This is a genomic window from Microcoleus sp. F4-D5 (assembly GCF_036704885.1).
Taxonomy (GTDB): domain Bacteria; phylum Cyanobacteriota; class Cyanobacteriia; order Cyanobacteriales; family Microcoleaceae; genus Microcoleus.
The window spans coordinates 10510-26127 of record NZ_JAUBSX010000014.1; the positions used below are offsets into that span (position 1 = coordinate 10510).

Below are 15618 nucleotides of genomic sequence, written 5' to 3' on the forward strand. Positions count from 1 at the left end.
ACTCGGTGGTCGATCGCAGCCAAAGCCCAGTTTATTCGCCTTGGGGCGCGTCCAGGTGCATATTTCTGCTAAAACCCTTTGAAGGTAGCAGCAGAATGTCAAGAAGCTTGCGTTATCCTCCTGGGACTTTTAATGCTAAAGTCAAGCACAAAACTGTCTCGGGTGCATCAACCGGGTTGTACGAAAATACTTCGTCGCAGCCTTGGAACAGAGGTAAAAAATCCGGTTTCTTTGGTCGGGATTGCCTAAGTCATGATATTTTTTGGCAAACTTAATTTTTACAGCAAATCCGGGGATTTTTTACAGTCATAAAATATGGCTAACAGCGGTTAATTTGAGTTGCTAACTTAAGATAAGCATCAAAAAAAAATGAATAGAAGGTGCGTTATTCGCGAGCTAATACCTTAAATTAATCCTCTTTTTGCGTAAGTTAAAAAAGTTGGATGAATAAGTTTTGCTGGAATACAAGTGCTAGATTTATTAAACCATTGATCGCTGCTAACACTAGAAAATTGAGAATGGCAATACAAAAGATGGTGATCGAAAAAGAAAATATTCACATTTTAATTATTGATAACCAGCCCAACCACCTCCGGTTTCTATCAAATATCTTGACGAAAGAAGGGTATAAGGTTCAGCGGGCAATTTCGGGAGAAATGGCGGTAAATGCTAAGTTTACTGTTCTCCCCGATTTGATTTTGCTAGATATTGCCATGCCCAAAATGAACGGCTACGAAGTCTGTGAAAGACTGAAAGCTAACAAAAAGACTCGGGAAATTCCGGTAATTTTCTTAAGCATCTTTAATGAAACTTTTCACAAAGTCAGAGCTTTTGAAGTCGGTGGTGTTGACTACATTACTAAACCTTTTCAAGTAGAAGAAGTTTTAGTGCGTATCGAAAGTCAATTGACTATCCAACAGCTATCGAAACAATTAAAACAGCAGAATACCCAACTGCAACGAGAGGTAGAATTTCGCAAGCAGACAGAAAAAGCACTCCGGGAAAGCAAAGAGCAGTTGCAAAAATTAGCGCTAAATATACCAGGAGTTATTTATCAATTTGTGAAGAGTTCAGAGGGGAGCTTTCAATTTGAATATATTAGTTATGCTTGTCGGGATATTTACGAATTAGAGAGTGAGGATATTTTGAAAAGTCCTGAGTTGTGCTTCGATCAAAATCATCCGGATGACCAACACTATCTGGTAAAACAAATTGCTATTAGCGCTAAAACTTTAGAACCTTTTGCCTTTGAATGGCGGATTGTTACACCGTCGGGGAAACTCAAATGGCTGCAATCTAATTCTCGACCAGAAATGCGCAATAATGGCGATATTGTTTGGTATGGCGTACTTTTTGATATCAGCGATCGCAAGCAAGCAGAAATAGAAATGATAGGAGCTAAGGCTGCTTTAGAACGGCAAGTGCAGCGAGAACTGCTGATTGCAAAAATAACTCAAGAAATTCGATCGAGCTTGCAGCCAGAACAAATATTTCAAATAGCTGCAACTCAAATCGGTTTGGCATTCTGCGTCAATCGCTGTTTGATTCATACTTACGTTACTACCCCCCAAGTCGATATACCTCTGGCGGCCGAGTATCGCGAACCCGAGTGCGAATCTATTCGGAACGTACCCATTCCAATTTGGGGCAATCCTCACGTCGTACAAATGATGATACAAGATCTGGCGATCGCCTCCAACAATGTTTATTCAGACCCTCTTTTGCAAGCTGTTCAACCACTTTGCCACAAGGTTGGGTTGAAATCGATGCTGGCAATTCGCACTTCCTACCAAGGCAGGGCAAACGGCGCTATCTGCTTGCACCAGTGCGATCGCTACCGGGAATGGACGTGCGATGAAATCGACTTGTTAGAAGCTGTGGCGGCTCAAGTAGGAATTGCGATCGCTCAAGCTAAACTGATCGATCGAGAAAAAAACCGGCTGGTGCAGCTCGATCGGCAAAATAAACTGCTGCAAGCAGAAATTCGCACCCGCATCTGCGCTGAGCAAGCTCTGCAAGAATCTGAAGCAGAATTACGGGCTATTTTTGCCGCCATGACTGACACAGTTTTAGTGAGAAATGCAGAAGGGCGCTGCATCAAAATCGCCCCGACAGCAACGGCAAATTTGGTGAAACCTCCAAGCGAAATGATTAACAGAACTGCTCACGAAGTCTTGCCGGAACCTGTGGCAGATTTGGTATTAAATGCCATCCAACAAGTTCTGAAAACGAAGCAAAGTATCAATGTTGAATATAGCTTTACAGTTGGAGATCGCGAAGTTTGCCTCGACGCTAAAGTTTCTCCGCTTTCTCCAGAATCAGTGATTATCGTAGCGCGAGATATTAGCGACCGCAAACAAACAGAATCTGCACTCCGAGAAAGCCAGCACTTCATTCAGGCGATCGCCGATTCCAATCCTAACCTATTGTACGTTTACGATTTAATTGAACAGCGCAATGTCTACAGCAACCGACAAATTGCGGCCATACTAGGGTACAGCGCCCAAGAAATACAAGATATGGGCACAGAAATGACGCCAACGCTGCTCAACCCGGACGATTTGCCGGAGTATTTTCAAAGCGTCCAAAAAGTGGAGCGAGCCAAAGACGGCGATGTCATTGAATGTCAATACCGGATGAGGCACAAAAACGGTGAATGGCGCTGGATGCACAGTTGGGATACAGTATTTCTCAGAACAAGTGATGGTAAACCCAAACAAGTTCTCGGCACCGCTAATGACATCACAGACCGCAAATTAGCCGAAGAGAAACTGCTAGCATCGCAGCAAAGAATCTCATTTTTATTGCAGCAAACACCGATCGCAGTTATCGAGTTAAACCTCAATTTAGAAATTATCACTTGGAATCCCGCGGCCGTTGCTATTTTTGGCTACAGTGAGCAAGAAGCGAAAGGGAGAGTCGCCTCCGATTTGATCGTACCTGAAAGCTACCACGAGCAAGTATCTGAGATTTTCAATCACGGCTGGAACGCCAAATCCAGCGTCACTTCCAAAAATCTGACCAAAGACGGCAGAATTATCATCTGCGAGTGGTACAATACTCAGCTAATTGATGATAACGGTACAGCGATCGGCATTGCTTTAATGGCTCTAGATATTACCGAACGCAAGCAAGCAGAAACCGAACTGCAAGAAAGTGCTTTACGACAAAGAGCGATCGCCCGCATCATTGAAAGAATGCGGCAGACTTTAGATATCCGAGAAATTTTTCACGCCACAACCCGAGAATTGCGCGAAACCATGAAGTGCGATCGAGTCGCCATTTACCGTTTCAATCCAGACTGGAGCGGCGAATTTGTAGCCGAATCCCTTGACCGCAAGTGGGTTTCTTTCATCCAATCACAAGAGAGCGATTCTAAGCTTACTGAAGACACTTTAGATAGCGAAGTTTGCGTCGTCCAAAAGTTATATAGCACTTCACAAGAAGTCCACGATACCTATTTGCAAGAAACCCAAGGCGGAGCCTACAGCCGAGGTATAACTTACCTTTGTGTTCCAGACATTTACAAGCAAGGCTTTGATAATTGTTACATCGAATTGCTAGAAAAATTTCAAGCTAAGTCCTACATTATTGTGCCAATCTTCTGCGGCAAAAAGCTCTGGGGGCTACTAGCATCCTATCAAAATTCAGCTCCCCGCCAGTGGAGCGAATCTGAAATCAACGTTGCAGTTGATGTAGGCACTCAGCTAGGAGTAGCATTGCAGCAAGCCGAATTGTTCGCCCGGACTCAAAGGCAGTCAATGGAACTGATTAAAGCCAAAGAAAACGCCGAAGTTGCTAACCGCGCCAAAAGTCAATTTCTCGCTTCCATGAGCCACGAACTCCGCACGCCTCTCAACGCGATACTCGGTTTTTCCCAAGTAATGGCTCGCAACAGTTCCATAACAGAAGAACAAAAAGAATACATAAAAATTATCAACCGCAGCGGCGAACATTTGCTCGATCTCATCAATGATGTTTTGTCCATGTCTAAAATAGAAGCAGGTCAAATTACCCTCAATAAAAGCCGCTTCAACCTATACAACCTTCTCAACAGCCTCAAAGAAATGCTGCAACTAAAAGCCAACTCAAAAGGCTTGCACCTAATCTTTGAACCTACTGGCGATTTGCCGCTTTATATTCAAACAGACGAAGCTAAATTGCGGCAAGTTTTAATTAACCTACTCGGGAATGCCATTAAATTCACTCAAAAAGGAACAGTTACTTTACGTGTCAGCAGCCAAGTAGAAAAGAACACCACAGTCGTCGAAAAAAACTCCCAATTATATTTTGAAATTATCGACACAGGCCCCGGCATTTCTCCGTCGGAAATTTCCACATTATTCAAGCCCTTCGTTCAAACCGAAACCGGTCTGAAATCAATGCAGGGAACTGGTCTCGGATTGCCGATCAGTCAACAGTTTGTCCGGATTATGGGAGGTGATATTGCTGTTAAAAGTCAACTCGATCGAGGCACAACTTTCACCTTTAATATCCAGGTTAACTTAGCAACAGAAAGCGACGAACAAGAAAAAACAGCGGTCAAACAAGTTATTGGTTTAGAAGCGGGGCAACAAACTTATCGGATATTAATAGTTGAAGATGTAGCGGAAAATCGCCAACTGCTGGTTCAGCTCCTCGTACCGCTGGGATTTGAAGTCCGCGAAGCAACTAACGGTCAAGAAGGAATTGCTTTGCATTCAACTTGGAAGCCGCACCTGATCTTAATGGATATGCTAATGCCAGTGATGGACGGGTACGAAGCGACAAGACAGATCAAGCAAACTCCAGAAGGTCAACAAACAATAATTATTGCTCTGACTGCCAGTGCCTTTGACGAGCAGCGGCAGATGATTTTGTCTGCTGGTTGTAACGATTTGATTTGTAAACCATTTCGGGAAGATATACTCTTTAAAAAGATAGCGGATCATCTGAACGTGCGTTATATTTATCAGGAAGAAAACTCATCTACTTCTTTTTCAGCACCGACACTGCTCCAAAGTTTGACTACCGAGGATTTGAGTGTAATGCCCACAGACTGGGTGGTAGAATTGTACCGAGCAGCACTTTGCGTTGACGACAAGCGTATCCTCGAACTGATCGAGGAAATTCCCGAAACTGAGGCAAATCTCGCTAAGACTTTAACAGATTTAGTCGATAATTTTCGGATAGATATCATTATCGATTTAACTCAATTATATTATGATGAACGACCATCCATTACCAGCAACTCCGAGAGACATTCTGATTGTTGATGATATGCCGGACAACTTGCGGCTGTTAGCCACTATGCTGACAGCTTACGGCTATCAAGTCAGGAAAGCTATTAACGGACAACTGGCTCTGCAAGGGGCGCAAATATCTCCTCCGGATCTAATTTTACTAGATATTAATATGCCGAAAATGAACGGGTATGAAGTTTGTGAGAATTTAAAGTTAAGTGAAAAAACTAAAGATATTCCGATAATTTTTATTAGCGCGCTAGATGACGTGCTGGAAAAAGTTAAAGCTTTTCAAGTAGGAGGAGTAGATTATATTACTAAGCCGTTTCAAGTAGAAGAAGTCTTGGCCCGCGTCGAAAACCAACTTTCCCTTCGTTCGCTGCAATCGAAACTGCAACAGCAAGCTAGAGAACTGCACGATCGCAATTCTAGATTGCAGGAAGAAATCGCAGAACGGCAGCGGGCTGAAGAATCAATCCGGTTTTTGCTGGAAACTACGCGGGCGATCGGCGAAGCTGTAGATTTCCACTCAGCTTTAGAAGTAATTCTGCACCAAGTTGGCGAAACAATCGGATGGGATGTAGGAGAAGCTTGGATTCCCGATGCAGAAGGAACTGTCCTGCAATCTGCCCGGGGCTGGTATGCTAGCAACCCCAGCATGGAATCGTTCCGCCGCCAAAGCGAACAACTGACATTTGCCAGGAATATAGGGCTGCCGGGACGAGTTTGGACATCCAAGCAACCGGAATGGGTAGAAGATATTTCCCGGGGCTACCCGCATTTTCTCAGAAGTAAAATAGCACTAGAACTCGGATTCAAAGCGGGTTTTGGGATACCGATTTTGGTAGGCGATGAAGTATTAGCAGTGCTAGTTTTCTTTAAAATTTCATCTTGCCGTAAAGACGCGCAATTTATAGACGTTTTTAATGCTGTCGGCACTCAATTAGGTTCTTTAATTCAGCGCAAACAAGCAGAAGAATTGCTGCGTATTGCTGAAGAAAGATATCACAGTATTGTAGAAAATGCGATGGAAGGCATTTTTCAAAGCACGCCTTTAGGAGGCTATATCAGCGCTAATCCAGCCTTGGCAAAATTGTACGGTTATGACTCGCCAGAAGAACTGATGTCCTGCATTAAAAATATTTCTCAGCAACTGTACGTTAACCCGGAACGCCGCCTCGAATTCGTGGCTGCTATGGAGGCTGAAAATGCTGTTTTGGGCTTTGAATCTATGGTATATCGCAAAGATGGGCGTCGGATTTGGGTGTCAGAAAATGTTCGGGCTGTTCGAGATTCAAAAGGTGAGCTACTCTACTATGAGGGTACTGTTTCTGACATTACAGAGCGGAAATTAGCGCAAGAAGCGCTAAAAGTTCAACAAGAACAAAGCGAGAAGTTGCTGTTAAATATTTTACCTAAACCAATAGCCGAACGCTTGAAGGCGGAGCAAACTACAATTGCTGACAGTTTTGCCGAAGTAAGTGTTCTATTTGCAGATATTGTTGGCTTTACTGAGCTCTCGGCGAGAATGTCTCCCACTGAGTTGGTAAAGCGCTTGAACGTGATTTTTTCCCACTTCGACCAGTTAGCTGAAAAGTACGGTGTGGAGAAAATAAAGACTATTGGCGATGCTTACATGGTAGTTGGGGGATTGCCGACGCCCAGAGATGACCACGCCGAGGCGATCGCCCAAATGGCCCTGGGAATGCAGGCAAAAATAGCAAAATTGTCCGCCGAGACAGGGGAAAAACTGGCAATTCGCGTCGGCATCAATTCCGGGCCGGTAGTTGCGGGAGTAATTGGTGTGAGCAAGTTCACCTATGATTTGTGGGGAGATACGGTGAATGTAGCAGCGAGGATGGAAGCTACGGGTTTTGCAGGCAGCATTCAAGTTACTGATGTTACTTATAAGCTTTTGAAAAATAAGTATCTGTTTGAGAAGCGAGGCGTGATTCCAGTAAAAGGTAAGGGGGATATGATGACTTATTGGTTGCTACAAAACAAGTAAAATTTGGAAATTGGGATTTTGAAGGAAGAAGGAAGTATGTTTATTTATTTAACCTGATATCTCGCACCCTTATCAAGAGTTGAATGTTCTTGTGGGGCGTTGCTCCGACGCCGCCGAGAGAGGGATTGTGCTAGTATGATGAAATAAGTTAACGAAAATTTACATTAAGAGTCGTGACAGCACAACAGCTAGTATCTGCAACGAGTTTTGAAAAGCTAATTTGGACTTGGAAAGGTCACAAAATCCAATATACCGTCCAAGGAACCGGTCGCCCTCTGATCTTGATTCACGGATTTGGGGCTTCGATCGGACATTGGCGGCAAAATATCCCCGCACTCGCGGCAGGCGGTTATCGCGTATTTGCTGTGGACTTGCTGGGATTCGGCGCTTCCGCCAAACCGGCCCTCGATTACACTCTGGAACTGTGGGAAGAATTGCTGACAGATTTCTGGGCTGATCTGGTACAGGAACCGGCTGTATTTGTCGGGAATTCGATCGGCGCTTTGCTGAGTTTGATGGTAGTCGCCAACCATCCAGAAATATCAGCAGGCGCAGTCTTAATCAACTGTGCCGGCGGGCTCAACCACCGGCCCGACGAACTGAATTTCCCGCTGCGAGTAGTGATGGCGACTTTTACTAAATTAGTTCGATCGCCCCTGATCGGCCCGTTTGTCTTCAACAACATCCGCCAAAAACACCGCATCCGCAACACCCTGCGCCAAGTCTACAGAAACCCCGAAGCCATCACCGACGAACTCGTAGAACTCCTCCACGCCCCCTCCTGCGATCCCGGAGCTCAACAGGTGTTTGCGTCGATTCTCACGGCCCCAGCAGGCCCCCAACCGTCAGAACTGCTGCCCAAAGTCGATCGTCCGTTATTGGTACTTTGGGGCGCAGACGACCCCTGGACGCCAATCGCCGGCAGCCAAATTTATCAACAATTGGCCGCCAACGGTAAACCAGTGAAATTTGTGTCAATTCCCAACACGGGCCACTGTCCCCACGACGAGCGGCCGAGTGAAGTCAACGCTCTGATTTTGGACTGGCTGCTGGAATTGAAGTAAAATTTTTCTGCTCGCTCCAACCCTTGGGCGATCCATCAAAACTCTTACATTGCAAAGGTTCTGCCTCGCTCCACCGCACCGCCACCCAGGCTGCTGCCGACTCAAAAAACAATTTTTATAAAAAGTATTGACACGCTTGTCCTAGTCAGCTATATTGATGGACGTGTGAGGAGCGAACCAGTAAGAGCACCGAGACGAAACACGGCCAGTCGTCGGTGCTCTTTCTGTTGGAACCCATTTTCAAGAGTTTGAAATTATCTATAAATTGACATCAAGAATATCTTTAAGCCCGCCCCGCTTTCTTGATTTCTTCCTTGGCGTTCTTAGCGTCTTCGCGATTCGTTAAATAAATATTCCGATGTTGCATTGCAAACACAGTAATTAACTGGACTTAATCTCAACACATCAGAAAGTCTGGATTTTTTTACAATCAAAACTTGATTGCATAGAACTCAAAACTACACAGTTATATAATAACTTCAAGATTGTCGCTGGGTCGGGGCGGGTCGATCGAGATTTTTTCAAATGCCGGCAAACCCGCCCCTGCGGTATTGGTGTAAAAATATTAACGATCGCTCAAAACAAATTGTTCGATCGCAGCCGCCACCCCGTCTTCCTCAACATCCGGTGCCACCCAATCAGCAGCAGCCTTCACCGCATCAGGAGCATTGCCCATCGCCACGCCCACACCCGCGTAGGCAATCATTTCTAGATCGTTAAAATTGTCGCCGATCGCCATCACATTCGCCGCCTGCAAACCCAAAAGTTCCTCCGCTAAATACTGCACGGCATCTCCCTTGTTTGCCAAAGGATGCGTAACTTCAAAAAAAGTAGCAACAGATCGAGTCAAATAAAGCTCCGCAGGCGTGTAGCGCTTCCTCATACTGCTGAGCAAGCCGTCGAGTACCCCCGGATTCTGGCACAAAGCCAAAACTTTCGTCGGTTCCCCCGGAATATCTCGCCGCAAATCCTCAATCACATTTGGTTCAATGCCCGCTCGTTCGGCATAAATTCGGGTAGCTGCAGTAATTTCGGGCACGTAAAGTTGGTCGTCAATGTAGAAATGGATCGAAAGGAGCGATCGCAAATGCGCTTCTTCAAAATAATCTAACAGTTGCAGAGCAGTTTGTTTCGACAGCGGCAAGTGCCGCAGCCGCTTTTGAGTAGCCCGATCTTGAATCCAGGCGCCCTGGTAGCAAATCAGCGGCAAAGTGGAACCGATGTCGCGGTGAAAACGCAAAGCTGAGCGGTACATCCTGCCCGTAGCGACGGCCACTTTCACTCCCCGCGACGAGGCCGCCAAAATTGCCTGCTTGACGGGTTCTCGGATGGTATTTGACAAACCTGCGATCGTGCCGTCTATATCCACTACCAGCAATTGAATGTCTGCGGTGCCAAAAGCGCGATCGGTCGCCTTAGCTGGATTTGAGGCAGTTATGTTCTGCATGATTGTTTTTAGATTTTAGCTGTTGAGTTGCACGCACCAGTTTATTTTGGCACTGGCGCGATAGCAAAGTGCGACTTCTGATTTTTTGAAGACTAAAATATAGATAAATAAATAAGCGTCAAAAAAAGTATCTAGGAGGAGCATTTAGAGACTGGTTTAGCTCAGCTATACAATAGCAGCCCTTGTACTACCGTAAAAACCACCCTCGACCTGCGATCTGTATTTCCACTTACTGAATAATACCAGTTACAAAAACAATGCAACTGTAGGCAGTATCCAAAGCTTTATATCATCAATCATTCCCAATCTCAAATCTAAACTCGTATAACCGCACTTTTCTAATCACCCCAAACAGCATGATTACCATTCCGGGATACCGCATTGACGGAGAACTTTATACAAACTCTCACACAGTTATTTATAGAGGGATACAGCTTGAAGAACAAAAACCCGTTATCCTCAAAACTCTCACGTCGCCATACCCTAACCCAGCGCAAATAGCTCAACTATTGCACGAAGCAGAAATTCTTAAAAATTTGAATTTGCCAGGAATAGTCAAGCTTTACAAGTTAGAACAATACAATCACTTTCCTGTTTTAATTTTAGAAGATTTTGGCGGCATTTCCCTAAAAAAAATTCTCAGTAACAACCAGTTAGAGTTACAGCAATTTCTGCAAATTGGCATAAAACTAGCAGAAACTATCGGCCAACTCCACGAAAACCAGATCATTCACAAAGATATTAAACCGAGCAATATTATTGTGAATATCGAGACGGGGGATGTCAAGATTGCTGATTTTGCGATCGCCTCCCTGCTACCACGCGAAAGCCCCACCCTCAGCCATCCTCCTTTACTCGAAGGCACCCTCGCCTATATGTCTCCTGAACAAACGGGACGCATGAATCGGGCGATCGACTACCGCACCGACTTTTATTCTTTAGGCGTCACCTTTTATGAGATGCTCTGCGGTGAATTGCCTTTTAAGGCGATCGATCCGATGGAATTAGTCCACTGCCATATTGCCAAAACGCCACTTTCTCCTTGTGACAGCAGAAAACAAAAAGTAGAAAGCAGAACCATCGAAGGCAGAATCAATCAAGCAGAAACCGAGGAGATTCCTCAAGTCATTTCCGATCTGGTCATGAAACTCTTAGCAAAAACCGCCGAAGACAGGTATCAAAGTGCTTTCGGACTTTTGTACGATTTAGAAAGTTGTCTGGCTCAACTGCAAACAACAGGCGAAATTTGCCACATAACCCTCGGCGAGCAAGATCGGTCAAGTCACCTGCAAATTTCCCCAAAATTTTACGGGCGAGAAGCAGAAGTTAATATGGTTCTCAGTACCTTCGATCGGATGAGGCGGGGCAATACAGAAGTTGTGCTGATTTCCGGTTCAGCAGGTCTGGGCAAATCGTGGTTAGTATATGAAATTTACAAGCCGATTCGGCGGGAAAACGGGTATTTTATTGACAGCAAATTTGAGCAATTTAAGCGTGATATTCCCTACGCTTTTTTCCTAGAAGCTTTTCGAGATTTGTTGCGGCAAATTTGCACCGAAAATGCCGCCCAAGTCACTGTTTGGAAACAAAAAATTTTAAATGCTATCGGCGGAAACTGTCAATTAATTATTGAAGTTATTCCCGAACTTGAACTGATTGTCGGTCCGCAGCCTCCCGTGCCAGATTTAGGAACAAATGAATCTCAAAATCGCTTTAATTTAGTATTTCAAAACTTCATCCGCATCTTTACTCAAAAAGAACACCCCCTGGTCATTTTCCTCGACGACTTCCAGTGGATCGATTCAGCATCTCTCAAGTTAATACAACTGCTAGCAACTGACCTGAAAACTCAATATTTATTAATAATTGGAGCTTATAGAGAAGAGGAAGTAGATGCTAATCATCCCGTAATGCTGACCGCCGAAGCAATTAGAAAAGCAGGTGGCACTGTGAGCGCGATCGCCCTTCTGCCCTTAGATATTAGCAGCGTCAACCAATTCATTGCTGATACTCTCAACTGCTCACCAGAAAAGACCCTAACTTTAGCAGAATTGCTTTTTCATAAGACCGGAGGAAATCCATTTTTTTTAACTCAATTACTAAAATCTCTATACTCAAAAAAATTATTACAGTTTAAATTGATACCAGCCGCTAATTTAGACGATCTAGCTGAAAATAACATTTCTGATTTAGCCCAACAAATCCCAGAGCGAATTGTGAAAAAATGGCAAATCACAGGCGAGTGGCAGTGGGATATCCAACAAATACAAGAAATGGGAATAACTGACAATGTTGTAGAATTAATGATAGACAACATTCAGAAACTTTCAGATAATACGCAGGAAATACTCAAATTAGCCGCTTGTATCGGCAACAAATTTGCTTTAGAAATTCTCTCGACAATCGCCGAAAAACCTCTGGCGTCCGCAGCAACAGACCTCGGGGAGGCACTTCATTCCGGTCTGCTTTTGCCCGTGAATAACGCCTACAAAATTCCGATCGCACTAGCAGCAAGCACAGAAGTAACAGACACAATATCTAGAGATTTTACAGATGAATTGTCCCTACCAGTTGCTGATGCTGCTAAGGCGACTTACAAATTTTTGCACGAACGAGTGCAGCAAGCAGCTTATGCTTTAATATCAGATTGTCAAAAACAAGAAACCCATCTCAAAATCGGCAGATTTTTGCTAAAAAACGCGCCTCCAGAGCAATTAGAATATCATATTTTTGATATTGTCAATCAACTAAATTTCGCGAAAACAATCCTTAGCAGCGAATTAGAAAAGTTTCAATTATGTCAATTAAATTTAATTGCAGGCCGCAAAGCAAAAGCAAGTGCAGCTTACGAACTCGCCCTCAAATATTTAACTGTGGGTATTGAACTGCTGCCCCCGGAAAGTTGGCAAACTGACTACGACTTGACTCTTGCACTCTACGAGTCAGCGGCAGAAGCAGCTTACCTCAATACCGAGTTTGAATCAATGGAAAAATTGGCCCAAGTTGTCCTGCAATACGCCAAAAATGAACTAGACACAATCAAAGTTTTTGAAATCAGAATCATAGCTTGTGCGATGCAAACCAAACTCCAAGAATCGGTAAAAATTGGTCGGGAAGCACTAAAAATGTTAGGAATAAACTTTCCACAATCGCCGATTCCCCTCCACATTCAGCAAGCACTTGCTAAAACCACAGCTTATTTAACCAGAATAAAAATAGAAGATTTAATTAATTTGCCCGCCATGACAAATCCGCACAAATTAGCAATTATGCGCGTGCTTTCCAGTATGTTTTCAGCTACGTTTATAGTTGAACCTGTGCTGCTGCCGCTAATTGTGTGCGAGCAAGTTAATTTATCTATCAACTACGGAAATTCTGCTTTTTCTGCATTCGGCTACGCTAATTATGGAGCAGTTTTAAAAGCAATAGTTAGAGATATTGAATCCGGCGAACGCTTCGGTCAATTAGCTTTAAATTTGATCGATAGATTAAATGTTTTGGAATTCAAAAGCAAAACACTTAATTTAGTAGCATTCATTTTGATGAACGGCAAGCATCACGTTAAAGACTCTTTACCATTGTTAGACGAAGCCTATCAAAGCGCGCTAGAAAATGGAGATTTAGAATGTGTCGGATATTCGGCAGTAAATATTTGTCAGTCTTTGTATTTCATCGGTCAAGAATTGCCCCAACTGGAACGAAAAATGGTAAGTTACAATCATTTGCTGTTTCAACTCAAGCAAGAAACTGTGTTGACTTGGAATCAAATATATCGGCAAACTGTTTTGCAATTGATGGGAAAATTGGAAAGTCCCGACCATGTATTAGGTGAAGTTTACAGCGAAGAAACATTGTTGTCGCTGCTGTTGAAAGCTAACGATAGAGTGGGACTCCAGCACTTTTATTTGCAGCAATTAATACGAGCGTATTTATTTGCAGATATCGACCTAGCGCTAGAAAATGCAGCCAAAGCCGAAGTTTATTTAGACGGATTTTCAGGCTTTATTAATGTTTCTGAATACCAGTTTTACGATTCTCTAGCCCGGCTAGCAGCATATCCATCTGCAACAAACGATGAACAAGAAGAACATCTTTTTTACGCAACCAGTAACAGGAAAAAGCTGCAAAAAAAAGCGCTTTCTGCCCCGATGAACCTTCAGCACAAATGCGACTTAATTACTGCCGAAAAAGCACGAGTTTTGGGCAATATTGTGAGAGCAATGGAATATTACGATCGTGCAATTGAAGGAGCACAACAAAACGGATACATCCACGTACAAGCACTAGCTGGAGAATTGGCAGGAGCATTTTATTTATCCATAGGACGAGAAAAAATTGCTAAAACTTACTTAACAGAAGCGCGTTATTGCTACCAGCGCTGGGGAGCAACAGCCAAAGTAGCGCATTTAGAATCAAAATACTCGCAGTTGCTAAATTCAGCCTCAATTTCAACTAATATCGAAACTCACAAATCTACCAGCAGCGCTTCTACTACGAGCGACAGTGCCGGCGTGCTAGACTTGACCACAGCAGTTAAAGCATCGCAAACCTTAGCCGGGGAAATAGTTCTAGACAAACTGCTCGCAAAAATGATGAAAATTGTTATTGAAAATGCCGGGGGTCAAAGAGGATTTTTAATACTAGAAAAAGACGGTCAATGGGTGATTGAAGCATCAGGCTCTGTAGATGTCGAGCGCTTCAGTGTCATGCAATCAATTCCTATAGATTTTGTAGAAGAGGATGGAGAACTAAATTTACTGGCAGTTGCCGTCGTCAACTACGTCGCCCGTACCCAGGAAAGTATAGTTTTAAACGATGCCACCCGCGAAGGACAATTTACTCGGACACCCTATATAATGGCCGTTCAACCTAAATCAATTCTTTGCACTCCTTTAATCAACCAAGGCCAACTGACCGGCATTCTATATTTAGAAAACAATCTGACTACAGGCGCTTTTACGCCAGACAGATTAGAAATGTTAAAACTGCTGTCTTCTCAAATTTCTATCTCCATCATAAACGCCCAACTTTACGCCAACTTGCAGGAATTTAATCACAACCTCGAAGAGTTAGTACAGCAGCGTACCTCCGAACTGTCCCAAACTTTAGAAGACCTAAAATTAGCCCAAAATAAACTTGTAGAATCGGAAAAAATGGCAGCCTTGGGAGGGTTGGTTGCAGGTGTTGCGCATGAAATCAATACTCCCATCGGCATCGGCATCACCGCGGCCTCCTTGCTAGCTGAAAAAGTCACAAAATTTTTTGAGCTTTATAGCAACGGTCAAATTAAACGCTCCGAGTTAGAAAAGTTTCTGGATACCGCCATGCAAAGCAGTAATATGATCTTATCCAACCTTACGCGGGCCGCCGACTTGATTCACAGTTTTAAAGAAGTGGCAGTAGATCAGTCAAGCGAGTTAAAACGCAAGTTTAATGTTAAAAACTATCTCGAGGAAATTTTGATATCCTTAACCGCAAAACTAAAAAGAACTAAGCACAAAATAAAAATTAAGTGCGATGAAAATATTGTAGTGGACAGTTACCCGGGGGCGTTGTGTCAAATTGTGACAAATCTAGTGTTGAATTCGCTAATTCACGCTTACGAGAGAGAAGACGAAGGAATTCTGGTTTTTGATTTCAAACTAGAGGGCGATCGGCTAATATTTGAATATGCTGATAACGGCAAAGGAATTACCCCAGAAAATCTCAGTAAAATTTTTGAACCATTTTTTACAACCAAAAGAGGTCACGGCGGCACAGGATTGGGACTGCACATTATTTACAACCTCGTCACTCAAAAACTAAAAGGCACAATTCACTGCGAAAGTCAAGTAAAGAAAGGCACAAGATTTATGATTGAATTCCCCGCTAACTAAA

5 protein-coding genes are annotated in these 15618 nt (G+C 43.6%); 4 read left to right on the forward strand and 1 reads right to left on the reverse strand.

The annotated features are described in order from the left end of the window. Positions 1-518: 518 nt before the first annotated feature. From QUA80_RS09220 to QUA80_RS09230, 3 genes are all read left to right on the forward strand, one after another. Positions 519-5255 (forward strand): response regulator, encoded by a 4737-nt coding sequence (locus QUA80_RS09220; protein ID WP_333423458.1) that lies wholly within the window; start codon positions 519-521, stop codon positions 5253-5255. Beyond that, positions 5203-7230 carry an adenylate/guanylate cyclase domain-containing protein gene (locus QUA80_RS09225; RefSeq protein WP_333423460.1) on the forward strand — a complete coding sequence of 676 codons (2028 nt, stop codon included), beginning with the start codon at positions 5203-5205 and terminating at the stop codon, positions 7228-7230. The genes QUA80_RS09220 and QUA80_RS09225 overlap by 53 nt, the downstream gene beginning before the upstream one ends. 173 nt (positions 7231-7403) lie before the next feature. Continuing rightward, the gene (locus QUA80_RS09230) at positions 7404-8294 is read left to right on the forward strand and encodes an alpha/beta fold hydrolase (RefSeq protein ID WP_333423462.1); all 891 of its coding nucleotides are present in this window, start codon (positions 7404-7406) and stop codon (positions 8292-8294) included. A gap of 565 nt (positions 8295-8859) precedes the next feature. On the opposite strand, the gene QUA80_RS09235 is transcribed toward QUA80_RS09230, so the two are convergent. Continuing rightward, a complete protein-coding gene (locus tag QUA80_RS09235; RefSeq protein ID WP_333423464.1) occupies positions 8860-9741 on the reverse strand; it encodes a Cof-type HAD-IIB family hydrolase in 882 nt (293 codons plus the stop codon). Positions 9742-10097: 356 nt separating this feature from the next. On the opposite strand from QUA80_RS09235, the gene QUA80_RS09240 reads away from it, so the two are divergent. Next, positions 10098-15617: an ATP-binding sensor histidine kinase gene (locus tag QUA80_RS09240; protein ID WP_333423466.1), complete on the forward strand. Its 5520-nt coding sequence runs from the start codon at positions 10098-10100 to the stop codon at positions 15615-15617. Position 15618 lies beyond the last annotated feature (1 nt).

What these genes read in the sequence shown, in the direction of transcription:
- QUA80_RS09220 (WP_333423458.1), top strand. Translation starts at nt 519, where the DNA reads ATGGCAATACAAAAGATGGTGATCGAAAAAGAAAATATTCACATTTTA.
- QUA80_RS09235 (WP_333423464.1), bottom strand. Translation starts at nt 9,741, where the DNA reads ATGCAGAACATAACTGCCTCAAATCCAGCTAAGGCGACCGATCGCGCT.
- QUA80_RS09240 (WP_333423466.1), top strand. Translation starts at nt 10,098, where the DNA reads ATGATTACCATTCCGGGATACCGCATTGACGGAGAACTTTATACAAAC.
- QUA80_RS09225 (WP_333423460.1), top strand. Translation starts at nt 5,203, where the DNA reads ATGATGAACGACCATCCATTACCAGCAACTCCGAGAGACATTCTGATT.